Origin of the sequence: Catenuloplanes japonicus (genome assembly GCF_000717135.1) — a bacterium.
Classification (GTDB): Bacteria; Actinomycetota; Actinomycetes; order Mycobacteriales; family Micromonosporaceae; genus Catenuloplanes; species Catenuloplanes japonicus.
On sequence record NZ_JNXY01000006.1, the window covers coordinates 118,098 to 142,998 of the forward strand.

The window sequence follows — 24,901 nt, forward strand, 5'->3', positions numbered from 1 at the left end:
AGCCCGGGAACAGGCAGAAAGGCTTCAGCAGTCGCCGGGCTTCTGGGTGTCGCAGTTGTCGTCGGTGTCCGCGAGCAGGGCCAGCCGGCCCGGCCCACCCTCGACGATGCGCACGTCGAGATCGAAACCGTCGTCGGTGTCGCCGGACACCACCGCGGTGACCACGGAGGACGTGGACAGATCCATCGGAATTCCCTTCCAGCAAGGGAGCGTCTTAGAACGAGACGCTCACGAATGCCCGGTCGCGAACGCGATCCGGACTGTGGTCGATCGGCCGAGGCCAGCCGGCAAGGTAGTGAAGCTCGACGTCCGCGGGATCCCAACCCTTCGGACACCCTGCTGACGAGCTGCAGCTTGCGCCTTGCCTGCGATACGGCGACGAGCTTGACCGTCTCTTCGCCGCGCTCGGCACTTCATTGGGATGACTCAATGAAACCCGCATCCTCACGGGGCCGGGGAGGGTGTGACGCCTGTGGACGGTGGCGGGCTATTCACACGGGGTGTGAAATGGCGGCGACACTTCGCCTCGGCAGCGTGGCCCCGTACGCTGCCGATGTGGGAGAGCCGAACCTATTGCTGGAGGCACTGCTCAACCGCGCCGGACTGTCGCACGCCGGCCTCGCCAAGCAGCTGAACCTCCGGGGAGCTCATCTCGGGCTGCGCTACGACCACGCATCGGTCGCCCGATGGATCCGTGACCATGCCATCCCCCGTGATCCAGTACCCGAGATGATCTGTGACATCGTCAGCGAACGACTTCGGCTGGTGATCACGCCATCGGACGCCGGAATGATGCGCGGCGAGGCCGCCGACCGTCACCTCCCCCTTACAGGCGCAGTCGACCGCGCCGCAGCGCTCTGGCAAGGCGACGCCCGCGGGCGTACCCCCAGCACCCTCATCGCTGGCGCGAAGGCCGTCGCTCCGATCTGGGAGTGGGAGAACCCACCCGACGACGAACACATAGCCCGCTTGGGTGAACGCCGGGTCGATCCTGCCGACGTGACGATGCTGCGCCGCGCCCGAGCGCATTACCAGCAGATGTACCGCCGAGTCGGCGGCATCCCAGTCCGGCCCCGCATCGCCACCCTGCTGACCGAGCACGCCACCCCACTGCTCCGCGCCTCCTACGACAACCAGCTCGGCCGCGACCTGTACCGCGCGGTCGGCGGACTCGCAGCCTTCGCCGGTGTGTGCGCCTACGACGCAGACCAACAGCCGCTGGCCCAGCGCTACTTCTTCACCGCGCTCCGCCTGGCGAAAGCCTCCGCCGACCGTCAGTTCGGCGCCTACATCGTCGCGCTGCTCGCTAACCAGGCGCTCTACCTCGACCAGCGACGACTGGTCGTGCAATACGCAGAAAGTGCGCTGCGCGCGACAGGTCACGGCATCAGCCCCGCGCTCACCACCGACCTGCATGCACTCGCTGGCAAGGCGTACGCGCGCATGGGCGACGCACGTGCATGCCGGCCTCACCTGCACACATCCGAACTCGTGGCCGCGAAACTCAGCGAACACCACGGTCGCGACGAAACGTCCTACATCCAACCGGGCCTCGTTGAAATTCAGGTCGCCGAAGCTCTGCGCCGACTCGGAGACCTTTCGGCCGCACAAGGCTATGCCGAGGAATCAGTGCGCACCGCCACCTCAACTCACCTGCGAGGGCAAGTGCATCGCTATGCTGGCCTCGCCCTTGTCCTCGCTGTCCGTGGTGACCTCGACCGGACCGTCCACTTAGCCGACCAAATGCTCGATCGTGCCGAAGGCATGGAATCCGGCCGCATCCACGACAGGATCAACCAAGTGGTCCAGGCCCTACATCCGCATGCCGGAGAGCCGATCGTCGCCGCATTCCTCGAAAGAGCCAACGAGCACCTGAAACTGAAGGGAATCTAATGCGCTGGACCGTGCACGGCGAGCGAGACCTCTACCGCGACCAGTGGGTCCACGTCGCGTCAGCGGACGTCGAACTGCCTGACGGGCGTCATCTCGACCACCGTGTCATTCGCACGGCCGCACCTGGCGCTGGCATCGTCATCGTTGATAAGGATCGAGTCCTACTCATGTGGCGGCATCGCTTCATCACGGACACCTACGGCTGGGAAATTCCCCACGGCAGTATCAAACCGGGAGAGGAGCCAGCTGACGCGGCTGTCCGAGAAGCCGAGGAAGAGACAGGCTGGCGACCGACGGGGCCGATCCGCCCGCTAATCTACACCCAACCATCGCCAGGTTTGATGACCTCCGAACATCACATCTTTCGCGCCGACTCGGCCACTCACATCGGTCCGCCGAAAGATGCGTTTGAAAGCGACAAGGTCGAGTGGGTTCCCGTAGAGGAAATCTCGTCGCTTATTGAGAAGCGGCACATCGTGGCCGGTACTACTTTGGTTGCCTTGTTATACCTGCAGGCGGGGAGTTGAATAGCCGTGATGCCGAGTCGCACTATTATTGCCTGTCGCGCAACCATCCAACCTCCTGCTCATAGAACACGTGCGTTTGGTGTGGCTGGCGCTGTCAGGGGGTGCACGGCTACGCGGCACCGATTCGCTAGGGGACCGGTTTCCAATGCCATGGTCGCGGTCCAACTTCACCTTGAATGCAGGCAAGTCGGTAATGCGCCTCGCTCACCAGATCTTGCCGCTGGGATGCGATCTGTGCGGCAAAAGTAACCTTTCGCAGTTCGCGCGTATCGCGGAGGAGGGGGTATCCCTCCCACTCGGTGACGTCGCGGCCGTAGCTGCTACTGAAGCTCTTCCATTCGTCTGTGGTGACGGTGCCGAATGTGAAGCAGCTGACGGCGATGGAGGTTAGATCCCATTCCGGCGGGCCGTAGGCGAACCGCTCCAGGTCGAGAACGACAGGTGTTGACTGATCGCATGGTAGAACAATGTTCCCGCCGCCGGCATCACCGTGTACTGGCGAGGGAAGCATCCCCCGGGGTCGATTTTCGTACTGATCCGCGAGCGAGTGTAGATGTGAAAGGAGCCATTTTTGTTGCGCTCTATTGAATGCCGTTGACTCGGCGATGCGCTGCTCCAGTCGAACGAAGGGAGTCAGCTCGGGAAGGATGAAATCAGTCGGTGGCTGTAAGGCGTGTATGCGACGCAGGACCTCGGCTGTCTGTTCCAGGTCCGTGGTGCGGTGAGGCGGTAATTCGTGCCAGAAAGTGACGGCCTGTTGCTTCACTTTGATAGGTTGCGGAATATTCTGAAAGAGTTGCACGGCAGGTATTCCGGACTGGTTTAGCCAGCGGGATACATGTGTCTCCTTGCGTGCTACGTCGGTTTGGCCCGGACGAGAAACGCGTGCGACTATGCCGCCTGCAAGTCGGTAGAGTGTGTTTTCGCCGGCCCGGATGAGTTCCGCATTGTCCGCGGATATGCCAACTTCCTTGCAGGCGCGTGTGAGAATTTGTAGAGGATCACTCACGCTGCGGCCCCGACGGTGGCGTGGATCCGCGTACGAAGTTGCCGAACCTCAGGTAGAGCCGTGTGAAGCGCCGCGAAGCGATGCAGTTCCCGGAGGTCGTCGGCGGCCCGGAGTGAGTGGACGCCGCCAGCGTCATCGAGGGCAAGGTTGCCGATATGCGCGGCCTCAACAGGGTCGCCCTGGGCCATCGTCAACGACGCGAGCTTGGTGCGGGATATTGTTCGGGATCGAGCGAACTCCGGGGCGTGGTGTTTAACCGAGTAGCTGAATCGTTGAGACGCCTCGGTGTCAAGGTCGGAGCGCATCGCGATGTCGAAGAGGGCGTGCGCCGTGTCTCCATGATGCTGCGCGCTGTCGTAGAAGCGCATCCATGTGGGGTCTTCTGTGCGTCGGGAGTGGGCGAAGGCGTCGTCGGCGGTCCCGACGGCAGTCAGCGCGTCCTGTGCGCGGCTCGGACCTAGTTTGGCCAAGGCGCGAGCGCGGATGGTGTGAAGCATGGCGCGTTCGGTGGCGGTCAGCCGTTCTGCTCGGACTAGCCCCATCTCGGCGTAGGTGAGGCCGTCGTCGGGGTTGCCGCACCAGATCTCCTGGCGGGCCATGCGGGCCAGCACTATTGCCCTCTGCTGCCAGTTTCTGCCGGTTTCGGCGCGTTCGAGGGCGAAGGTGAATCTCTTGCGGGCCGCGTCGTGCTCGTATGCGTCGAAGAGCATGAATGCTACGACGCTGGCGAGTTCGGCGAATGCGATGTGCAGGTCGGCCTGTATGCCTGGCGGGCATGGCCGTAAGAGCAAAGGCGCGAGCCGTCGTAGCTTGTCGTCGGCGATCTCTCGGGCTATCGCTCCGCCATGGGTGTTGTCCCAGTGCTTGAAGACGACGGCAGCCCTGAGAACTTCGTCGATATGTTCCCGTCCGATGTGGCGCGGCAGCGAGTCAGGGCTGGTGTTATCGAGCAGGGACAGCGTGGGGGCACCGGCGATGCCGGCGCCGACGATCGCCCCGGCCGTGGTGCTGAGAACGGTTCGTCGATTCACACTCTGCACGGTAGCCGTGGTGGGGTGCCGCGCGCGTGCATCGTAGAAGCCAAGTTCGTCGTCGGTTGCCGCGCCGAGTACCTCTCGGAGCGCGGCGCGGTACTCGTGCTTGGGCCAGTGGATCAGCCCGCCCTCGAGCTTCGCGACGTAGTTGGCGTTGAAAGGGCTTCTCCGCCGCTGCTCCCGGGTCGGAAAGAGTTGTTCGGTGACCATGGCGGCCAGTTCGGAGCGAGACAGAGGCTGACCGGGGGAGATGCGGGACGGCCGGCGTTCGCGCGCCTCGCGGAGGGCGTTGTTCTTCTCGGTCTCCGAGAGGTGGTCATCCACCGCGGGCTCCTAGGTGATCGCTTGCCGACCGCGCGAACCGTGCTGCATGGTGAACTGTTCAGGATGTCTGACTGTGACAGCATGGCATTGTGGAGTTCCCCTTTCAAGCCACCACGTGAGGTGGGCTGTGGTAGTCGGCGATCTCCCTCCGAACGGGTGCGGGGCTGGCCCCAGTGGGCCAGCCCCGCGTTAAGGCAGAGAGTGAGGACTGTCAGGCGGGATTGAACATTCCGCCCTTAGTGTGGTCGATGAAGGCGCGCCAGCCGCCCCGATCGATGATCAACGTGGCCTGCTGAAGGTCTTTGGAGTCCCGGATGCCGACGGCGTGTGCGAAGGCAACCTTTACGCAGTTGCCGCCGCCGCTGCTGTAGCTGGAGGTTCTCCAGTCAGGGAACATCGAGTCGAGCGCTGTTGGCCGCATGTCGACGGTGTGCCCAGGGTCGTGGGGTGCGGTCACGCTGTTGTTCCTGTCAGGGTAGGGATCTGTTCAGCCGTGCGGGTGAGATGCTGCCCGGTCAGCTCAGGAGAGAGCGCCGCGATCTGGAGCCGTTCGTACAGGTCGACGTAGTGCGCCACGGCTTGTGGTTCCGTCAGCACAAAATCGTCGGTCACCGTGTCGACGGCGACGATGACTGGATCGCCTGGGTCGGGATAGGTGTAGATCGAGAAGCCTGACCGCGGCACCATGTGGCCTGCGACCCGGCCGTCGACGGGGAGGACTCGAACGGTGATCTTGTTTGCCGCGGCGGCTTGCTCTGCGATGTGCAGGAGCTGCTCGCGGAGGATCCCGTCCTCTGTCGCCGGCCTCCGAACTGCCAGCTCGTCTATGACGACGTCGTATAGCGGACCGTCCGGCCGATGCAGCATGCGTTGCCGGCCGAGGCGAGCATCGACAGCACGCTCCGGGTCGAAGCTGGTGGACCAATCGGCTCGATCGACGTTCGCGCGCGCATGGGAGTAGTCGCTCGTTTGCAGGAGCCCCGGAAGCAGCGTCATGTGGTACTCGTGGATCGTCTGAGCGCCCGCTTCCAGGTTCGCGATCAGGGCTTGCCGTTCTCCCATCTTCTTTGCGCTGGACTCCCACCAGCCGTGCTCGCTTGCTTGCCGGGCGATGATCATCAGCGCAGTCCAGCGGTCGCCGGTGACGTCGAGCGCTTCAAGGATCTTCATGACGTCATCGGGATCTGGGCGCATCCGCGCGTTCTCCAGCCGCGACACCGCAGGACGAGAGAGCTTGGCTTTCCTCGCCAGGGCGTCCGATGACAGTCCGCTTTCCTTGCGGAGAGCGGTCAGCTCGGCCGCCAGCCGGAGCTGACGGACGTAGGGACTGATCACCCGGGACCTCCATTACGACGCCCACATCTGAACAGTGCAAAACCGTGGACGCCGCCCGGCTGAGCGTACATCGGGGCCTGTGCGAGGCGAAACGCTGCTGGAGGAGGAGGGACGGCGACGTCCGGCACCATCCATCCCTCCCTGAGCATCCCCATCCATCCACAGCCGGGAGGCTTCCGCGCGACTTCTCGATCGACCACGGTTGTTGTGGAGAGCGGAACGGCCGTCTACCTGAATGATGCCGCCGTCCGAACGACACCAAGCGCTCGAATCGAGGAGGCCGACATGAGCAATTTCGTCAATCTCACGGCCGGGGAGTCCGGGGTGGTGACTCGGACCCCGACATCTCGAAAGCAGAGCGAACGGATTTCTGACGCCGGTCCTGACCAGCGACGAGGGGCTGTGCCCGCAGCCGCCTCATACCTTCCTGACCAGGCTGTATGGGTGTGGGTGTGGGCGTACTACCAGTGGCTGCCGGGAGAGGTTGAGCGGTCGTCGGCTCTTTCGATAGGAGTGGTCTATCGCCTCCCTGGTGGCGGGATCGCACACGACGAAGTCATGCCGGAAAACCTGGCGGTCCGAAGCGCGGATACCGCGCAAATAGGAACTGCAGCGCGAACTGCTGCCTAAGCAGCCGACGGCGGAGACAGCGAGATGACGCACCCGTATGGGCGGCATGCCCACCCAACACCGCAGCACGACGACAATCAACTTCGTAGGGTCGGCCGCGCGCCCCGTGGCCTCGGCGATGAGCCGACGGTTTTGGTCCCCACAGTCAGCCCGGCCCACCTCGGGCCGGGTACGCGAGGGGCGGATCAACAACACGCTGATGTCGCCGAGCCGGTCTCGCGGGATCAGTCGGCTTTGGTGGATTTTTGGTGGCTTGCGCATCGGGACGGTACCGGCGCGCCGGTGCTCCGCCGGTCCATCACCTCGATCGGATTGGCGACCGCGCTGCTGTGGGACATGCGCGACCAACTGCTCATCGACGTCAACGGGATCACCGTTTTCGACGAACGCATGTCCTCTGAGCCGACGGAGCAAGGGCTCCTGAACCGCCTTATCACCGAAGGTGCCGAGCACCCGCCCGATACCTGGCTCGACGTCATCGCCGTTGACGGCATCTACGACCAGACCGCCCGACGGCTGATTAACGCTGGCCAGGTCAAGGCGGTCGGCTGGCCCCGCAAGCGGTACCCATATGTGGGCGCGGACCCGACCAGGGCAGCGTGGCCCGCCGGGCGACTGATGAGCAGCTTTCGCCTCCACGGGCAGTTCGAGGACGACGACCTGATCCTGGTCGCGCTTGTCCTCGCCTGTGGTCTGGACGAGTACGTGTTCTACGACGATCACGCGCAGGCCGTCGCCCAAGCCCGCCGCGAGGTACGCCGCGGCGATCAGGTCCTGCGAACCCTTTACGCGTGCACCGAGGCCGCGGTCGCGAAGGCTGTCACGGTCCGTCGGTGACGGCACCACTCTCCCCTCGCACTTCTTCATGTCTGGAGTCGCACGTATGCGTACGCACAGCAAGAGGCCGGTCAGCGTGGCGGACACGCTTGCCGGTGCCCGGCTCGGGATAACCGACCTGGTCGTCATGGTGACCTCGGCCGCCGCGCCGATGACGGTCATCGCCGCCGGAGCCACGTTGCAGTGGGCGGTCACCGGCCAGCTCGGCATCCCGATCGCATACCTGGCGGTCGCAGCGATCCTGACCGTGTTCGCGGTAGGCCTGGTCGACATGAGCAGCCACATCACCAACGCGGGCGCCTTCTACGCCTACATCACCCACGGTCTCGGCAGACACCTCGGCGTCGGTGGTTCCTTCATCGCGGTGCTGGCCTACAACGCCATGGCGGTCGGCATGCTCGGCGGTGCCGGCGCGATCACCTCGTCCTGGCTGGCCGACCAGTTCGACGTGTCTGTGCCGTGGTGGATCTGCGCGCTGGGCTTCTGGGCGCTGGTGACGCTGTTCGGCGTGTTAAGAATCGACCTGAACGGCCGTTTCCTACTGTTCCTGCTCGGCGGGGAAATTCTCGTCGCAGCGGGTCTGGCCGCGGTCCACGTCGCGCATCCGGCGGGTGGGGTGCTGACGTTCGACGCACTGAATCCCTGGTCATTGTTCACCGGCAGCGGCGCGGTGCTGATGGTCATCGGCGTCACCGGGTTCGTCGGGTTCGAGCAGACGGTGGTCTACGCCGAGGAGGCCAAGCGCCCGGAACGCACCGTCCGGCAAGCCACGTTCCTGTCCCTGGCGCTGATCGGCGGCCTGTACGCGTTCGCGTCGTGGGCGATGTCGGTGGCCGCGGGCCCGGACAACATCGTCGCACTGGCCACCGAGCACGGCACCGAACTCACCTTCGTCCTTGCCGGCCCGTACATCCCGGCCTTCATCAACATCCTCGGGCACATCCTGTTCGTGACGTCGCTGCTGGCCGGCTACCTCGCCTTCCACAACACCGCGGCCCGCTACCACTACTCCCTCGGCCGTGAAGGCGTGCTACCCAGCTGGCTCGGCCGGATCAGCGCCCGCACCGGTGCCCCGATGGCCGGCTCGTGGCTGCAGTCCGCGATCGGGTTCAGCGTCGTCATGCTGTATGCGGCGATGAGCTGGGATCCCGAGCTCTACCTGTTCTTCTGGGGCACGTGCATCGGCGGGCTCGGCGTGCTCATCCTGATGACGCTCACGTCCGCGGCGATCCCCGCCTACACCTGGATCCGCCGCCGCAGCGGCCAAGAAGCCAGCCTCCTGCGCGGCGTCATCGCACCGCTGGTCGCGCTGGTCCCGCTGACCTGGATCCTCGTGCAGACCGTCCTCAACATCCACATCATGCTCGGCCTCGAACCAGGAGACCCACTCACCTGGGCGGCGCCGGTCGCGTTCCTGAGCGCGGCCGTACTCGGTGTGGTGTGGGCGACGGTGCTGCGCCGGGCGCGACCCGAGGTGTACTACCGGATCGGCCGCGGCATCCGCATCGACTCCCCTCTCGCCCAGCCCGTCGGCCTGGCGGTCGGGAGCGCGCGATGAGCGCCAGCGCCCCGCCGACGATCCGCAGTATCGGTGCCGCCGAACTCCGGCCGGTGACCGCTGTGCTGGTCGACGCGCTGCTGGACGGCGACCTGGCGCCGTGGCTGGCGGCGGACAGCGTCCGCCGGGCCGCGATCTACCCCGCCTACCTCGGGATGCTCGCCGAACCGCTGCTGGAGCACGGTTCCGCGACCATGATCGGCAACGATGCGGTCGCCCTTTGGATCCGGGTCGACGGATTGCTGCCGCCGGAGCCACGTGACTACGAGGCGCGGTTGCGGGAGATGTGTGGTCCGCAGGTTCAGCGGTTCGCAGACCTCGACTCGGCGATCATCCGTAACCACCCGACCATGCGTCCACACGTCTACCTTACTTTTCTTGCCGTCAGACCGTCCGCGCAGGGGCAAGGGCTCGGCTCGGCATTGCTGGATCACGCGCACGAGCACCTCGACGCGATCGGACTCCCGGCCTATCTCGAAGCGACTGGCTCGCGGAACCGGCAGCTGTATCTACGACACGGCTTCGAGGACTACGGCGATCCGTTCCCAGTCGGGCTCGGCGGACCGTTCCTGTACCCGATGTGGCGGGATCCGCGCACGTAAGACACCCCCAATTTCGCTGGTCAGATAACCGTCTGGCCAGCGCCAATAGCCGGGCGGTGTGCCGGCGCATCCCCCGCGAGCCTTTCGGCACACCGCCCGCCCGACACGAAGACGAGGACCGCCGTGCCATCCACCGACGTACAACGCGGCCCGGACGAGCCGCTGGAGATCCGCCGCATCTACGGCCCGTACGGGATCTTCACCTCCGGCGCCCGGCGCCCGGTCGTGTTCGCCGGCGAGGACTACCTCACCGCGGCACACGCCATCACGGCCGCGAAGGTCACCGATCCCGCGCTCGCCGCACGGATCCGGATGGCTCCCAATCCGCGTGAGGCGAGGAAACTCGCTCGGCCATCGACGGTGCGCCCTGACTGGCCGCAGACCGGCCGCGACGTAATCCGCCGGGTGCATCGGGCCAGGATGATCCAGCATCCCGGGCTCGCCGCGACGCTGCGCGCCACTGGCCGGCGCCCCCTGCTCGTCACCGATGCCATCACCGACGGTAACGAAGTCGGGCAGGCGCTCGAAGAAGTGCGCGACGAACTCGGCAAACCCGCAGACCCGGCCATCGCACACGCGCAGACGCTAATCCCAGGTGTGATAAGCGACTGGCGGTGGGTGCTGTTCGGCACCGACCTCGTGGTCGCGATGCGCACCTGCAGCGTCACCATGCCGGCCAGCACCGCGTTCAAACTGCTGCGCCGCATAGCCGAGACCACGCTGCCGGCCATTCACCACCCGCCGGACCTCACCCGCTGGCGAGTCCCTGGCGCCGCGGTCCTGCTGCACCACCCCGGCCAGCCGGCACCGGCCAGCAGTACCCACCTGGCCACGCTCGTGCCGACGGCCGAGGTCACCTACGTGCACTGGCCGGACATCACCCCCGTCGCCCCGGACGGGCGCTGACCGGCACCGGTGCCGGGCTGCCCGCCGGCCCCCGATCATTTCGGCGAGGCGGTCCCACAGGGGTGGTGCGCCCCGCCACGCCCCCAGACGGCGGGCGCACCACCCCGCCCCTGCCCGTTGCACGTCGATAGGAAAGTCCCGTGCGCCGACCTCCGCCTGCCCTGGCCGGATCACGGCGCTGGCTGCGACCGCCCGCCTGGCGCCGTCCGCACCGGTGACGACGGGCAGACCGCTTGGCGAGCCGATTACCGGGACACCGGCTCGCCGCCCCCGGGGCAGAGCCGACGCGGACCAGCCGCCGCACCCCCTCTGCCCCACCCCGCCTCACGTGCACAACCACAGACTCAAGGAGGACATCGCCGTGCCGCGCACCCGCCTCGCCAACGCCCGCGATCGCGGCACGGCCGGCACCGCGACGCGTGTTCCGGCGCCCGTCCCCGCCACGACGAGCGACCACCCCCACGCTCGCCGTGCCAGCCACCCACCCTGCGCCCTGCGTCGATCTCACCCCTCGCCGTCCGATCGCCCCGACCGGGGCCATCCACCGAGGGAGCCCGCCATGCCCGACCCCGGCACCGTCCCGATCCGTGCGAGCATCGCCGCCGACGAACCCGCCATCGTCACGCTGCTGTCGGCGACCCTGCGCGGCGACCCCGTCCTGGCATGGCTGTACCCCGACGCCAGCGCCCAGCAGCTCGCCGACGCCGCCACGGCCGCCGCCCGGCAAACGATCACCGAAGCGCGCTCCCGAGGCACGATCGACATCGCCTCCCTCGGCCCCGGCCGGGTGGACGGCGTCGCCGTGTGGGCCGACCACACCGAGGCAGCGGCCACAACCCCCGCCATGCTCCGCCCGGCCGACGGGATCACACCCGCGCTGGCCCGTGCGGCCGGGCTCGGGCTGCTGCTCGACGTCGAACATCCCGTCGGCCGGCACCACGACCTGCTGCACCTGGTGCTCGCCCCCACGCTCGCCGGCCGGGCAGGGGTAGTGCCGCGGCTGCTGGGCGCGCACCACGACCGGCTCGACGCCGCCGACCTGGCCGCCTACGCGGTCGTGCACCGCGCGGCCGGACGCAACATGCTCCTGGCGCAGGGCTGGCAGGAACCGCGTCTGCTGAGCCCCGCCGATGAGGTCGGCGCCGCATGCCCGCCAGCGTGGGCGCTGCGCCGCGTGCCGGGCCGCCGCGATCGAGCCGGCCACGAGCCGGGTGCGTGACCGGATGCTCTACGACACCGTGCCCGCGGCCGACGCACCGACCATGGCGGCGCCCGCCGCTCCCGGCACACACCGGGATACGCGCCGGTTCGACGGCGGCGGGACGCTTTCGGCCGCGATCGACGGGTGGATCGAGTGCGCCGTGCTCCTGGCCGGCCGCGGTCTGCAGATCCGGCAGTTCCTCCACGTCGACGCGGGCCGGCTGGCCGCGCCCGCCGTGCACGACCTCGCCGACGTCGTCGTGCGCGACCCGCAGGTCGTCTACACCGACCACGATCCTCGCGTCGCCGCCGACGGCGTCGCGCAGCTTCCCGCCGGCGGCTCCTGCCGGGTGCGGTTCCTGCACGCCGACCTGACCACAGCGGGCTCGAGTGCGCTCGACGATGTCCGCGCCGTCCTCGACCCCCGTCAGCCGATCGCGGTGATCGTCCCCCCGCGCACCGGGCAGCGCGGCCCGCAAGGATATGAGGCGGCGCGGCAGCTGGTCGCCGGGCTACCGGCCGGGTCACTGCTGGCGCTGGCGGCCGCGACCGCCGATGCGATGCCCCGTGCCGAGCGGCACGCGCGGGAGGCCGCGGGGGCGTCGCCACACTGGTATTCCTACGCGCAGGTCGAGCGGCTGTTCGACGGCCTCGATCTGCTTCCACCCGGTGTGCTGCCCGTCCGGCGCTGGACGAGCACCCACAGCGCCACGCAGACGCCGCTGGCCTGGGCCGCTCTCGGACGTCGGCCATGAACCGCCCCCGAATCCGCCGTCACCACTGCGGGAGGCCGGTGACGGCCGACGTGATCCTGCGCTGGCAGCAGACGCGTGCGCGGATGTCGATGTGGTGGTGGCTCGCGGTCGAGACGGTGCTGCCGCCGGCGGTCTCTCGCCGGGTCGGCCCGGCCGCCACGGTCCGCCGCGAATACCTGGCGCTGCTACGCGCTGCCCAGCAGGCCGGCGTGCGGACCGGTGGTGGTCAGGTGGTGGTCGTCGACCTCGACGACACGCTCGTCCACGACGTGCCCGCCGCCCGGCTGGCCGTAAGCCTCACCCTCGCCGGGCTCGGCCTGCCCGCCGATGCGATGTCGACCAGCATCGTGCTGGAGCACGCTCAGCAGGTGTGGAGCGCACATCCGCACCGCCGCACCGGGGCGCTGACCTACGTCAGCTCGTGGGAAGCACTGTGGCTGCCGGCCGAGGCTGGCCTGCCGGAGCCGGTCGCGGCGTCCCTGAGCGGGCACGACGAGCGGGTCTGGTCGGTGGCGCTGACCGCGTTGCGCGCCGATGCGCGCCTCGCGCCGGAAGCGGCAGCAAGCTTCCGGCGGATCCGCGCCGGGCTGCTGCGGCCACTTCCTGGCGTACGGGAGTTCCTTGGCGCCCTGCGCGAGGCCGGTCACGTGATGTGGCTGGCGACCAACGGCCTGGCCACGCACCAATACCGCAAGATCGACGCCGCGGGGCTGCGCGGATACTTCGACGCCATCTTCGTTTCCGAGGTGGTCGGCGCACCCAAATCAGATCCAGTGTTCGCGGCAGCACTGGCCGCGGCACTCGACGCCGCGCAGCGGCGGGTGTGCATGGTCGTGGGCGACAGCGCGGTCCACGACCTCGGGCTCGCGGCACACGGCGGCTGGCCGGCGGTGCACCTGTGCACTGCCACGCCCTGCCCCGACCGAGCCAGCGCAGGCGAGGTCGTGCACACCTCGACGCTGGACCTGGCGCTGGACTACTGCCGCTGCCCGCGCCCGGCGGTGTCGCTCGTGCCCGGTGAACGAGGCACGACGCGATGACCCGGCTGCTGCACGCCGCCCGCCTCGGGTACCGACCGCCGGACGAGATGCGGGCCCGGCGTCCGCGATCCCGGAGGCCGAAAACACGGCCGGCCGGGTGCGGTAGGTGGCGCCGGTGATGGCGGATCTCGCGCTGGCCGCGTACGAGGGGCTGGACCGGGAGGCGGCGCGGTGCTTCCGGCTGCTGGTCCTGCACCCCGGCCCGGATCTGTCCGTGGACGCCGCCGCCGCGATCGTGGGCTGCACCCCGGGCGCCGCCGCCCGGCGATGCGCGCAGCTCGTGGCGGCGGACCTGGCCGCCGCTGCCCCGGCCAGGGACGGCATGCCTTCCCGCTACCGCGTGCCCGCCGAGATCGGTGAGCAGGCGTGCGCGATCGCCGACACGGCGCCAGACTGTGACGAGCTCCGGGCGCGGCTCGCGCAGTGGTACCTCGCCGGCGCCCATACCGCCGATGAGGTCCTCACCCCGTGGCGGCGCCGCGACCGGATCCAGATCACCGGCCTGCCCGCCGACGTCGTCCGGCTGCCGAGCTACGACGCGGCCCTGGAATGGCTGGAGGCTGAAAAGGACAGCCTCGCCGCCGTCGTCACCGACCTCGCCGACCAGCAGCCGCTGCTGGCCTGGCAGATCGCCGACGCCCTGTCGCCGCTGTACTTGCTGCGCGGGACGCCCGTGCTGCGGCGGCGGCTGGAGCAGAACGCGCTGGACTGCGCGGAACAGCTCGCCGACCCGAGGCGGACCGCGCAGGCACTGCTGCGCTACGGCGAAGCCCTTCACGAGCACGGCGAACCGGCACAGGCGCTCGCGCTGCTGCGCGCCAGCCGCGACGCCGCCACCCGCAGCCACGACATGTGGGGCATCGCCGCCGCCACCGAGGCGATGGCGATAGCCGCGAGCAGCATGGGCGCACACGACGAGGCGTACTACCTGCTCACGCCCCAACGCGCCGCGTTTATGCACCTTGGCGATCTGCGCCGGGCCGCGGTCACCGACCTGCACATCGCGGCCGTTCACCACGCGCGCGGCGAAATCGACCAGGCCATCGCCGTGCTCGCCGACGCCGAGACGCTGCTCCACGCCCCGGACGCCGCTCCCGACCCGTACACCCAGGCCATGGTGGACATCGCGCGCGGCCGGACCCTCATCGCGCGCGGCGAGCACGAGACCGCACGTGAGCTACTGGTCGGCGCGCTGATCACGATGACGACCCTCCACGCGCTCGCCGGGCAGGCCCACGCCATGCACCACCTGGGCGAGCTCGCCCTCGCCTGCGGCGACACCGCCCTGGCGCAGACCCGGCTTCACTCCGCCGTGCGCCTGTTCACCGCATGCGGCAACGACTACCAGGCCGCGGTCGTCGCGCGACTCATCGCGGCCCGTCATCCGGATTCTGGCTCCGGCCCTGCAACGAGAGGATCTGCATAGCCCATGTGGGCACGACGAACCGATACTCCACGACCGTCCGCGGCAGGTGAAGCCGCACCGCGTCCGGCACCACGCGCGAGCCGCTCGGTGGCCTCAGCCGCGAGCCCACGCCGCGGCTGGCCGACTGCGATCAGGCCGGCGCCGGGGACCGCGTTCCACGGTCTCGGCGCGCAGGTCTCGTGGCAGCGCACCGTTCTCGCGGTCCTCGCGGTGTTCGTGGTGACCCGGGTGGTGAAGTGGCACCTTCCGCCGCTGGCGGACGGTCTGCACCTACCCGTGCTGGGATCTGCCACCAGCTTCGCCGTCGACCTGGCCGCGGCTGGGCTGTGCGTGCCGATCGTGCTGGCCCTGATCCGGGTGATCGAGGGCCGGCCCGCCGGCACGCTCAGCTCCGTCGCCGGGCACCTGCGGTACCGCTGGCTCGCGGGGTGCCTGCTGCCAGCAGGGCTCTGCCAGCTGGTGTACCTGGCCGTCTTCTACGGTCCCGGATCTCTTGCGGCGACGTTCGTATCCCCGTGGATGGCCCCGTCGCCGCGGACGGCGGCGGCCGTTGCGGTCCTGCTCCTGCCGTTGATCGTGATGCAGTGCGCCTCGGAGGAGTACGTGTCGCGCGGCGTCGCGCTCCAGGCCGTGCGGGTGGGCCGGTCGATGTGGCTGGCTATCGTCGCGCAGGCGGTGGGCTGGACCCTTCTGCACGGCATCAGCGGCCCTCTGACCTGGCCTGGCAGCACCGATCTGATGGTCTGGGGGCTGATGCTCGGCTGGATTACGGTAAGGACGGGCGGTCTCGAGGCTGCTATCGCCTACCACGCCGCCGGGAACACGATCGTCTGCTTCCTCGCGCTGAAGATGGGCGGCCCGCAAGCGCTCGCCGGAAGCGCATCCGCCGGCAGCGCACCCAGCTGGAGACTTCCCGCCGCCGCGCTCATCGCCGGCGCGCTCTATCTGAGCTGGATCGCCGCCCGCGCCGCCAGCCGGAGCCTGCCGGCCACCACCCCGGCCGAGCCGCAGCCGGCCAGCACCACACCGCATCCCGGCCGGTCCGCCCGATGACCGACGACATCCCACAAGTGGTTCCACCAGCACCAACACCACGATTCGGAGACGTCATGGCAGGCCCGAGCAAGCGCCGTGTGCCGACCTTTCACCAGCTGCGACTACTGATCGCGGTGGCGGAGTCTCTGCATTTCGGCCAGGCCGCCCGATCGCTGGGCCTGAGCCAGTCGGCGGTCAGCATGCAGATCAACCAGCTGGAGGAGACGCTCGGCGTCCGGATGTTCGCACGCACCAGCCAGGCCGTGGATCTCACGGAGGACGGCTACACGCTGCTTCCGTCGGTCGCCGAAACCGTCATCGCCCTGGAACGTCTTATGGACGCCGCCGCCACGTGCTCGTCCCGCATCAGCCTCACCGTGGGCGTAGCGGACACCGCGTGGGAGCAGCCGGTCGTCGCAGCGTTCCTGCGCCATCTGCGCGCCGTGCACCCTCCGATCGAGGTGCGGGTACGCCAGGTGCCGTTCGGCAGGCAGTTCCAGAGCCTTGCCACCGGCGAGGTCGATGTGGCGCTGCTCCACCTGCCGGTCCCGGCCGAAAGCCTCGACGCAGTGCACCTGCACACCGGCCCCCGGGCAGTATGCCTCCGGGCGGACGACGCTCTGGCACGGGTCGGCACACCGGTCACCTTGGCCGACCTCGCGCCGTACGCGGTGCTCGACCCGCCCGCCGGATTGCCAGAGCCGTGGCGCGCGTGGTGGGCAGCTGACCCGCGACCGGACGGCACACCGGTCGCCTACGGACCCGTCGTCCGGGACATCCCCTCGACGGTCGACGCCGTCGCCGCCGGGCGGGGAATCGCGATCCTGCCCGCAGGATTACGGAGCAGCGTCGTGCGTCCCCGGGTCGTCATGCGCGAGGTGATCGATGCGCCGCCCGCAGAAACGGCCCTGGTCTGGCGTCCGGACACCACCACCCCTGCTGTGAAGGCGGCCCACGACATCGCGACCGTCCTGGCCGCCACCGATGCGCCGCTGGCCGCGGCCAGCAACCCCCGGCCGGCACACGGCCGATGATCACTACCCGATCAGATGTCAAGGACGTCATGCTGCGCAGACAGACGCTACAGCCCGCGGGCGAGACGGACATCGGTTGGACCACCGGCCTGCTGGCCCTGACCTACGGTGCCAGTCCGATCGCGGAGTGGGCGATGAGCGCCACCGGCGTGCGCGACACACTTGCCACCTTCTACCTGGGACCGATCGTCGAGTACGCGCTGGGCCGCGGCGAGGTCGACGTGGTCGGTGATCACACCGTCGCGGTCTGGACGCCCTCGGCGCAGCCGCTGCCGCCGGAGCAGATGGACCGGTTTGGGCGGATCTGGGGCTCGCGCGCGCTGGAGCGGCTGCCGCTGCTGCATGACATCCTCGCCGCCCGGCGCCCGCCCGGCCATGACTACCTGGCGCTGATCGCGGTCTCGGTCAGTCGGCGCGGCCGCGGAATCGGCAGCAGCCTCCTGGCTCACCATCACGCGCGTCTGGACCGGCGGACCCGCACCGCCTACCTGGAGGCACCACCCGACAGCACGCGCTTCTACCAGCGGGCCGGGTACACGGCCACCGGCGCGCCGGTCCAGCTACCGGGTCCCGGGCCGGTGCTACAGCCGATGGCACGCCCGCCCTTGCCGACAACAACATCCACGACCGCACGCGTGGAGAGCAGCCGATGATCGCCGTCCCCCGCGGGCACACCGATGTGCTCGCCGACCAGGAAGACATGCGCATGGACGCGTTCGATGCCAGCTACGCCGGCCTCTATCCCGCCGCCCGTACCTGCTACCACGCCCTCGGTCTGCACCCCGGCCCGGACGCCAGCCTGAAAACCATCGCCGCCGCCCTCGACACCTCCCTGTTGATCGCGGAACGGCATGTGAAGTGCCTGATCCAGGCGCGCCTGGTCGCGGAGGCGCCGGCCGGCCGGTACCGGATGACCGACCAGGTCCACCAGCACGCTCGCGTCCAGGCCGGCACCGCCCCCGACGCGCACCGGCTGATCGCCCGGATCAGCGAGTGGTACCTCGCCGGAACCCGGGCCGCCGACGCGGCCGCGGCACCGTTCCGGGAGCAGTACCCGGCGGTGTTCGTCCACCTCTCGGCCGAGCACGAGGTGCGGTTCCCGGACCAGGGGCGAGCACTGGCGTGGCTGGAGGCCGAGCGGGAGAACCTTCTCGCGCTGGCGGATGCCTGGGCCGCGGCTGATCCGCACCTGGTGTGGCTGCTCATCGACTCGATGTGGGCGCTGTTCATGTTCCGTCGCCGGCACGACGACCGCGCGCACACCGACGCGCTCGCCCTGGACTGCGCGCAGCGGACCAAGAACCCGACCTGGATCGCGCACGCCTGGCGGCGCCTGGCCTGGAGCTGGTACGGCATCGGCAACCTCGACGGCGCCGCCGACGCGTTCGGTAACGCCGTCACCGCCGCAGCCGGCATCGACGACGAGAACACCCAGGTGGTCGCTACCGCCACCGCGCAAGAGGGCCTCGCAGCGGTCGCGCAGGCCCAAGGGGACCACGTCCACGCGCTCGAACTCCTCGCCGCCCAGCGCGGGCTGCATCTCACACGGGGCGACGACCGTCGGGAAGGGCTGTCCGCGCTGCGCCACGCGGTCGCGCTCACCAACGCCGACCAGCCCGCGCAGGCACTGCCCGTGCTCCACGACGCGTGCACCCTCTACTCCCGCACCGGCGGCACCGACCCGTACAACGCCGCCCGGATCAGCCTGGAATGCGCACGCGCGCTGGCCCGGCTCGGTCGCCACGACGCCGCACGCACCGCACTGGAGGCGGCATCGCAGGAGATGAACGACCTCGGACGGTCCCGCGACCCCACGCTGGCCCAGCACTACCTAGCCGACCTCGCCCGCGCCCGCGGAGACCTACTCCGCGCACGGATCCGTCTGGAGGCCGCCGCGCCGCTCTACACCGACCTCGGCAACCACGAGGAACACGCCGCCCACGCAGCGCTCGCCGCGCTCGACCACGCCGCCGACTGACCCGGGACCCGCCGCCGCCCCGGTCGCCCCCACGGTCATGTGATTGGACATCTCCCCCTGATGGGTTTCCCTCCACCCGCAAGCACCGCGTGCCTGCTGATCACGGCACTGGCCACGGTTGGTACCCCGATCCCGGCCACACCGGACCCCGCCCCCGACCGGGCAGGCACACAGACCGCGATGCTCGCCACCGTGCGCGTCCCGGCCGCGGCCGTCCGCCGGGAAACACCAGCAGCCGGCCGACTGCCTGCGCGAGCGCCGTGCCTGCCCGCGACCGCGGTGCAGCAGAGTATGACGGCCCAGCGCAGGAACCTGATCGCCGCAGCGTTGTCCGCGCACCCCCTGACCTCCATTCTGCGGGTCGCTGCCGTCACCCCGGTCGCGGTGGCAGCCGATGCCGCGTCCAGCCCGCTCGTGCTGTCCTGCCTGCTCCCACCGACCGCCGGGCTGCGCCCGCCGCGACGGTGAGACGAGGGCGACCCGTCAAGGCCGCCATCGCACCACCGCATTCGGAATCTCGCTCCGCGACGGCCCGCTCTGCCCGCTGGGCACCCGCACCACCTCGCAGCACGGACTCAGAAACGCGCGCTCGACCATCCGCCCGTACCCCGGAAACCGGGGTTGTTCTCCAGGAGATGCCTCTCATCATGATCGACAACGAGGTCGACGCGGCACCACCACCCGCCGCCCCGGCACGGCGCGCTGCGATCCGGCTGGAGATGCAGCGGTTACGCCCACACCTGCACGCGCCCGCCAGCCCACTGCGGCACTTTCCCGGGCCGTCGCCGGTGCCCTATCACCGGATCAGCTTCCCGATGCGATGGTGGCGCACGATCGCCGCGACCGCCGCCATCGTCGCCGGTGCCTACTTCGCCGTGCCGCTGCTGCTCAACCTGCTCGTCCGTGCGCTGCCTGACCGGCAGCTCCCGATCCTGGGCGGCGGGACGGCGATGGCGGTCAGCCTGTTCAAGATCGCCATGTTCATTCCCGCCGTTCTGCTCGCCGCGCGGTTCATCGAGCGGCGCCGGCCGGGGAACGTCTCCTCGGTCGCTGGCCGATTGAGATGGCCGTGGCTCGGCCTGTGCCTGGCCGCCGCGCTCGCCTCGCAGGTCGTGCTCTTCGTCGAGCTGTTCGTGCTGGTGCTGGTCTTCTCACCCGAGATGCCCGCCGCTGCCGATGCCGCGCTGCCGGCCCGCCAGGAGCCGTGGGAGTACGTGCTAGCCGGTGGCCTGATCATCCTGGTCCTGGGCGTTTTTCAGTCCGCGGCGGAGGAGTATCTGACCCGGGGCTGGCTGCTGCAGGCGATCCGGTTCGCCTCCCCGTGGCCGGGGATCATCGTCCAAGCGGTGATCTGGACTGCGTTGCACGGCACCGGACCGGGTCCGGGCAGCGTCGGCCTGCTCGTCTACGGGCTCATAATCGGCTGGCTCACCGTCCACACCGGGGGTCTTGAGGCCGGCATCGCCAAACACGTCGTGCACAACGGCACCCTGTTCACCCTGCAAATCCTCATCAGTGGCCTGACGCCGCTGGACCCCTCACAGTCAGCGGCCGACGCAGTGGGCTGGATCGGGACCGCCGCCTGGATCACATCCACCGCCTTCTACGTCGGGGTCGTGGTGATCTTGACCAAGGCTCTCCACCAGTGGCGCGATCACAGCGGCCCGCCCACGTGGGCGCCACCCGGGTTCGCCATCACGACAGGTGAGACCAACGCTGACGCGGCACCCGTTCCCCAGGAGCCGGCCAGCTTTGTGCACCAGCCCGCCATCTGACTCTGCCGACACCACCCCACCCCATCCGCTCGGTGCCTCTTCCCTCAGCAGAAACGACAGACATGATCGACTCCCTGCGCGACCGCTACCACGACCTGCCCGCCCCGGTCAGGGACTGCTGCCACGCCTTCGCCGTCCATCCTGGCCTGGAACCGGGACTGCCGGTGCTCGCCGCCGTCCTCGCCACAGACGAGAGCAGCACCGGCCGGTACATCGGCCAGCTCATCGACGCCGGACTGGTGCAGCCGGAGCCCGGCGGCGGCCGGTTCCGGATGCGCAGCCAGGCCCTGCGTCACGCCACCGTCGACATCCACGCCGATCCACCGCGGGAGCGGCTGCTGACCGCGCGCCTGAGTGACTGGTACCTCGCCCGCACCCTCGCTGCTAGCACGGTCGTGGCACCGTTCCGCACACCAGATCCGGTGCCCGCCGCCTGTCCCGACCGGTGCGCGGCCGGTCTCGCCACCGCAGCGGACGCGCTGACCTGGCTGCACGCCGAACGGGCGAACCTGCTCGCGCTCGCGCGCGCCCGCAAGGACGACGACCCGCACATGGTGTGGTCGCTGCTGGACGCGATGCGGGTGCTGTTCGAGGTGCACGGCTTCACCGACGACCGGCTCGAGGCCAGCGTCATGGCCCTGGACTGCGCCGAGAAGGCCGGCGACCCGGCGAGAATCAGCCACGCCTGGCGCCGGGCCGACTGGGCCTAGTACGACATCGGCAACCATCCCGACGCCACCGACGCGTTCACCTCGGCGATCACCGCCACGACAGACATCACCGACGAGCGCACCCGCGCACTCGCTTCCGCGTCCGCCACCGAGGGCCTGACCACCATCGAAGCAACCGAAGGAAACTCTTTCCACACGCGCTGGCTCTGCTTCACGCCCAGCAGGGCGTCTACGCGGCGCACGGCGACCACCGCAGCGAGGGCCTGTCCGCACTGAACACCGCCACCACGCTCATCAACGCCCAACGGCCGGCCGATGCACTGGAGGCCCTCACCGTCGCCAGCGACATGCTGCGCCGCCCCGGCAACACGGACCCCTACAGCGCCGCCCGAATGAGCCTGGAAGCGGGCGCGCCCTGACCGAGCTCGGCGCTCACGAGGCGGCCCGGACCGTAGTCGCTACCGCGCTGGAGCATATGACACGGCTCGACCGGCCGCGCGGCCGCGCGCTCGCCCTGCACTACCTCGGCGAACTCGCGGCGGTGTGCGGCGACCCAGGCCAGGTGCTACTACTTCCAAACCGCCGCCGACCTCTACGCCGGGCTGTGCGACCACGCCCAAGTCGGCGTGCTGTTCGCGCTCGAAGACCTCCCCGGCAACGCCTGAGCACGTGATCACCAGCCACCATCGCGCCGCCGTGCTGCAGACCATGCGCGGCGGCGCACCCACCTCGATCCGCAGGAGGAATAGCTTGCCCCGTCGCCGCAGCAGCCGCCGCACGCGGGTCACCGCCGTCTGATGGTCCCGATGTGGCTGCTGGCCGCCACCACGGTCGCGGTGGCCACGGCGGCTATCGCCCAAGTGGCCGCGCGCCGGTTATCCCACAAACAGATTGACTCCCGGCATGTGGATACCCCTGCAGAGCCCGATCCTGCGGTGCTGCGCCAGCTGGCATGGCTCGCACCGAGGCTGACCGCGGTACGGGCGCAGAGCGCACGGCCGGAACATAAAGCGGTCGTCCTCGGCACGTTCGCGGTAGCGACGCTGACCGGCGCACTGGCCGTGGTGATCCAGTACGGGCTACCGACCCACCCCATCACCCGAGCCCTGGCCCTGGCCTTGGCCTGGGCGGCGCTGGCCGGCCTCACCCTGCACCACCTCGGCAACGTCGCGGAGGCCACCATCGACATCGGCGAGGGCTTCCTCGCCGATGCACTTCCTCCCGCAGCGATCTTCCGGTATTCCAGCCTCGGCCAGCCCGCGGGATATCTCTTCAAGTCAACTTTTTACGCACTGCGGGAGTCCTGTCCCACCGACTTGCCAAGATCAATTGCTGCGACCGTCTGAATCTGCCGCCGTCAGCTCACTAGGCGCACAGTTTCGGGCCTAAAATGGTGAGATGTCTAAGGGTATGGATGTGTCTTGGTATCAGGGCGATGACCGATTCCGAGAACTGATGCAGTGCCTTACGGAGCCTCACAACATCTGGGCTGAGGACGTCCCGCACATCGTCGCCGTCCTTAACGAAATCCTGGCCTGGTGCGCAGACACCCGGGTCTATAACGAGCGTTTCCACCGCAATAGCTGGGGTTCTGTTATTGCCGACTTTCGCCATTGTGTGAAGAACATTGGGACGACGCTGGGCGCCCTCATGGGATCCACCACGTCGGCGATCGACGCGCATCTCAGGGACGACATCGCGGCGAGTGCCACCGATCTCGCCACCTTGAAGACACTGGTCCGCGACGCGTTGAGCATGCTGGCCACCGACGATGCCCTACTCGCCGGGTGGCAAGACCTGCTTACCAGTTGCAACAAAGACGCCCCGCCGATCGAGTCGGTGTGTGTACGGCACGACACCTTCTGGGCCCTGACTGAGCTAACGGGACGAGTCCCTCAGGAACTTTCGCGGGCGGTGACCGACGTACTCAGCGGCGACTCCTGGGCCCTGCATGAAGCGCGCGTTGTCCTGGGCGAGACCTTGCAGAGCCCTAGCAGCCCTAAGTCATCGAAGCCGCCTGCGCCTGGTGCTCTAGGGGCGCTGTCGGACCCGAAGGAACGGCTGGAGGTCGCGAAGAAGCTGCTCACGATCCCGCCTCGGACGGTGCATCACGTGATTTGGCTCGCCTACGACAATGCCGGTCTGACCAGCACCGTCCAGTCCATCGGCCCAGTGACGTTCTACGAGGGCTATGCACTCGGCCCGGTTCTCGCGGATGAGGACGCTGACCGCAGCCACCTACCCGCTGAGTTCCAGACGACGACGGTGCAGATCGTGGTTCCTAATGGGCCGCACGTCGTCATGGCCCGCGTCGATCTGGGAACCGACGGCGGCGCTGACCCCGCCCGCCGCGCCCACGATCTGGTCTACGCGATGGCCGCGTACGCTGCCGCACGAGCCGGCGGCAGTCTGTGGACGGAGTTCAGCGGGCACATCCACGTCCAAGACGGCAGGGTCGTGCGAGCTGTGACGTTTGGCCTGGACCGCATCAAGACGACGTTCCGCCCAGATCTGGGTGCCACCGCTGCCGGCTTCGCCCGCCATGCTGGCGTTATGTCCTCTGGCTTGCAGGGCACGCTCGCGACTCATCCGGAGTTGATCGATGCCCTGCACTGGTGGCACATCGCCGAGGGTCAGCCCGGCGCACAGGCGGTCTTCCTAAACGTGCGCGTCATCGAGGTCCTCGCCGCTCTGACCTCCGACAAGGACTGGGACCGGTACCTGGAGAAGTACTGGAGGACCGCGTGGATTCGCGAAGAGATCGGCTCCGAGGCCGCCGACATCCTCCTGGAGGCGCTGTCCCCCGGCTACGCCACTGCGGAAGCCGAGGAGCGGCAACGCGAGGTCAGAGGCATGGCCCGCGGAAGCGACCTCGGCCAGACGACCTGGAACACCACGGTTGCGGCTCAACATCTCCAGGAGATCGCGGGCTTCCTGCACCCGCGCACGACGTTGCACCGGCACCTAAGAACACTCGTCCGTCGAACGGCCAGCCCGGCCAGCATCGCCAAGTGGATTAAGAGTCTGGGCGAGCGCTGGGAGCTATCCCTGCACCGTCTCGAGCGCGTCCGCAATTCAGTCGCTCACGGTGGCCCCGTTAGCCCAGACGCGGTCTCGCGAGTCCTGCACTTCAGCCGCCAGCTGTCGGTCTGGGTCGTCATGGACACCCTCGACGCGGTCATGACCGCCAAACCGCTCGACGAGGCGCAGAAGGTGCTGTTGGACGAGGCCGACGCGTGGCGCACGCAGACACAGACGGCGTCTTCGCTTGTGCAGATCCTGTAGCAGGAGTTGCGGGTAGCGCCGCTGAGCTACACGGGCGGGGCCGAGCA

25 protein-coding genes are annotated in these 24,901 nt (G+C 68.9%); 19 read left to right on the forward strand and 6 right to left on the reverse strand.

All coding sequences use genetic code 11. The annotated features are described in order from the left end of the window. Positions 1-24: 24 nt before the first annotated feature. Complete coding sequence (locus OP04_RS51585; RefSeq protein WP_085066375.1) at positions 25-186, reverse strand: FxLD family lanthipeptide; 162 nt, start codon at positions 184-186, stop codon at positions 25-27. 321 nt (positions 187-507) lie between these two features. Between OP04_RS51585 and OP04_RS11300 the strand changes: the two genes are divergently transcribed. Then, positions 508-1,893, forward strand: coding sequence for a hypothetical protein (locus OP04_RS11300; protein ID WP_051797549.1), 1,386 nt, complete (start codon positions 508-510; stop codon positions 1,891-1,893). Continuing rightward, a complete protein-coding gene (locus tag OP04_RS11305; protein ID WP_033339538.1) occupies positions 1,893-2,420 on the forward strand; it encodes an NUDIX hydrolase in 528 nt (175 codons plus the stop codon). The genes OP04_RS11300 and OP04_RS11305 overlap by 1 nt, the downstream gene beginning before the upstream one ends. Before the next feature lie 127 nt (positions 2,421-2,547). Here the strand turns inward: OP04_RS11305 and OP04_RS51590 are convergent, their stop codons facing one another. From OP04_RS51590 to OP04_RS11320, 4 genes are all read right to left on the reverse strand, one after another. Further along, positions 2,548-3,429, reverse strand: coding sequence for a phosphotransferase family protein (locus tag OP04_RS51590; protein WP_085066376.1), 882 nt, complete (start codon positions 3,427-3,429; stop codon positions 2,548-2,550). Beyond that, on the reverse strand, positions 3,426-4,787 hold the full coding sequence (locus OP04_RS11310) for a hypothetical protein (RefSeq protein WP_232323553.1): 1,362 nt from the start codon (positions 4,785-4,787) through the stop codon (positions 3,426-3,428). The genes OP04_RS51590 and OP04_RS11310 overlap by 4 nt, the downstream gene beginning before the upstream one ends. Positions 4,788-4,998: 211 nt before the next feature. Then, positions 4,999-5,244: a DUF397 domain-containing protein gene (locus OP04_RS11315; RefSeq protein WP_332309668.1), complete on the reverse strand. Its 246-nt coding sequence runs from the start codon at positions 5,242-5,244 to the stop codon at positions 4,999-5,001. Continuing rightward, positions 5,241-6,122 carry a helix-turn-helix domain-containing protein gene (locus tag OP04_RS11320; protein WP_033339539.1) on the reverse strand — a complete coding sequence of 294 codons (882 nt, stop codon included), beginning with the start codon at positions 6,120-6,122 and terminating at the stop codon, positions 5,241-5,243. Before OP04_RS11320 ends, OP04_RS11315 begins: the two co-directional genes overlap by 4 nt. A 654-nt stretch (positions 6,123-6,776) precedes the next feature. Here OP04_RS11320 and OP04_RS11325 point away from each other — a divergent pair. From OP04_RS11325 to OP04_RS11390, 15 genes are all read left to right on the forward strand, one after another. Beyond that, a complete protein-coding gene (locus OP04_RS11325; protein ID WP_085066377.1) occupies positions 6,777-7,589 on the forward strand; it encodes a GOLPH3/VPS74 family protein in 813 nt (270 codons plus the stop codon). Positions 7,590-7,635: 46 nt separating this feature from the next. Then, on the forward strand, positions 7,636-9,147 hold the full coding sequence (locus tag OP04_RS11330; RefSeq protein ID WP_033339541.1) for an APC family permease: 1,512 nt from the start codon (positions 7,636-7,638) through the stop codon (positions 9,145-9,147). A 62-nt stretch (positions 9,148-9,209) separates the two neighbouring features. Next, positions 9,210-9,749: a GNAT family N-acetyltransferase gene (locus OP04_RS11335; protein ID WP_157239641.1), complete on the forward strand. Its 540-nt coding sequence runs from the start codon at positions 9,210-9,212 to the stop codon at positions 9,747-9,749. A gap of 123 nt (positions 9,750-9,872) precedes the next feature. Further along, on the forward strand, positions 9,873-10,655 hold the full coding sequence (locus OP04_RS49480; RefSeq protein ID WP_051797551.1) for an NADAR family protein: 783 nt from the start codon (positions 9,873-9,875) through the stop codon (positions 10,653-10,655). A gap of 559 nt (positions 10,656-11,214) precedes the next feature. Beyond that, positions 11,215-11,874 (forward strand): hypothetical protein, encoded by a 660-nt coding sequence (locus tag OP04_RS49485; protein ID WP_051797553.1) that lies wholly within the window; start codon positions 11,215-11,217, stop codon positions 11,872-11,874. Further along, positions 11,867-12,610: an SAM-dependent methyltransferase gene (locus OP04_RS11350; protein WP_051797554.1), complete on the forward strand. Its 744-nt coding sequence runs from the start codon at positions 11,867-11,869 to the stop codon at positions 12,608-12,610. Before OP04_RS49485 ends, OP04_RS11350 begins: the two co-directional genes overlap by 8 nt. Before the next feature lie 38 nt (positions 12,611-12,648). After that, entirely contained in the window at positions 12,649-13,650 is a 1,002-nt protein-coding gene (locus OP04_RS49490) for an HAD family hydrolase (RefSeq protein ID WP_051797557.1), read from the forward strand. 115 nt (positions 13,651-13,765) lie between these two features. Further along, positions 13,766-15,076 carry a hypothetical protein gene (locus tag OP04_RS11360; protein ID WP_157239645.1) on the forward strand — a complete coding sequence of 437 codons (1,311 nt, stop codon included), beginning with the start codon at positions 13,766-13,768 and terminating at the stop codon, positions 15,074-15,076. Between the two features lie 87 nt (positions 15,077-15,163). Further along, complete coding sequence (locus OP04_RS49495) at positions 15,164-16,129, forward strand: CPBP family intramembrane glutamic endopeptidase (RefSeq protein WP_051797559.1); 966 nt, start codon at positions 15,164-15,166, stop codon at positions 16,127-16,129. Next, a complete protein-coding gene (locus tag OP04_RS11370; RefSeq protein WP_063746586.1) occupies positions 16,126-17,145 on the forward strand; it encodes a LysR family transcriptional regulator in 1,020 nt (339 codons plus the stop codon). The genes OP04_RS49495 and OP04_RS11370 overlap by 4 nt, the downstream gene beginning before the upstream one ends. Positions 17,146-17,174: 29 nt before the next feature. Further along, the gene (locus tag OP04_RS49500; RefSeq protein ID WP_051797563.1) at positions 17,175-17,798 is read left to right on the forward strand and encodes a GNAT family N-acetyltransferase; all 624 of its coding nucleotides are present in this window, start codon (positions 17,175-17,177) and stop codon (positions 17,796-17,798) included. Next, positions 17,795-19,123 (forward strand): hypothetical protein, encoded by a 1,329-nt coding sequence (locus OP04_RS49505; protein ID WP_051797565.1) that lies wholly within the window; start codon positions 17,795-17,797, stop codon positions 19,121-19,123. Before OP04_RS49500 ends, OP04_RS49505 begins: the two co-directional genes overlap by 4 nt. A gap of 60 nt (positions 19,124-19,183) precedes the next feature. Beyond that, positions 19,184-19,591 (forward strand): hypothetical protein, encoded by a 408-nt coding sequence (locus OP04_RS53200; RefSeq protein ID WP_157239647.1) that lies wholly within the window; start codon positions 19,184-19,186, stop codon positions 19,589-19,591. A gap of 167 nt (positions 19,592-19,758) precedes the next feature. Continuing rightward, entirely contained in the window at positions 19,759-20,898 is a 1,140-nt protein-coding gene (locus tag OP04_RS49510) for a CPBP family intramembrane glutamic endopeptidase (protein WP_051797567.1), read from the forward strand. Between the two features lie 62 nt (positions 20,899-20,960). Next, positions 20,961-21,608 carry a hypothetical protein gene (locus tag OP04_RS11390; protein ID WP_033339545.1) on the forward strand — a complete coding sequence of 216 codons (648 nt, stop codon included), beginning with the start codon at positions 20,961-20,963 and terminating at the stop codon, positions 21,606-21,608. Here OP04_RS11390 and OP04_RS11395 read toward each other — a convergent pair. Next, complete coding sequence (locus OP04_RS11395; protein WP_157239649.1) at positions 21,605-21,811, reverse strand: hypothetical protein; 207 nt, start codon at positions 21,809-21,811, stop codon at positions 21,605-21,607. The two genes, OP04_RS11390 and OP04_RS11395, sit on opposite strands and share 4 nt — an antisense overlap. A gap of 564 nt (positions 21,812-22,375) precedes the next feature. On the opposite strand from OP04_RS11395, the gene OP04_RS11400 reads away from it, so the two are divergent. Together OP04_RS11400 and OP04_RS11405 are read left to right on the forward strand one after the other, a co-directional pair. Further along, positions 22,376-22,915 carry a hypothetical protein gene (locus OP04_RS11400; RefSeq protein ID WP_033339547.1) on the forward strand — a complete coding sequence of 180 codons (540 nt, stop codon included), beginning with the start codon at positions 22,376-22,378 and terminating at the stop codon, positions 22,913-22,915. A 52-nt stretch (positions 22,916-22,967) separates the two neighbouring features. Then, a complete protein-coding gene (locus OP04_RS11405) occupies positions 22,968-24,854 on the forward strand; it encodes a hypothetical protein (protein ID WP_157239651.1) in 1,887 nt (628 codons plus the stop codon). The last annotated feature ends 47 nt before the right edge of the window (positions 24,855-24,901 follow it).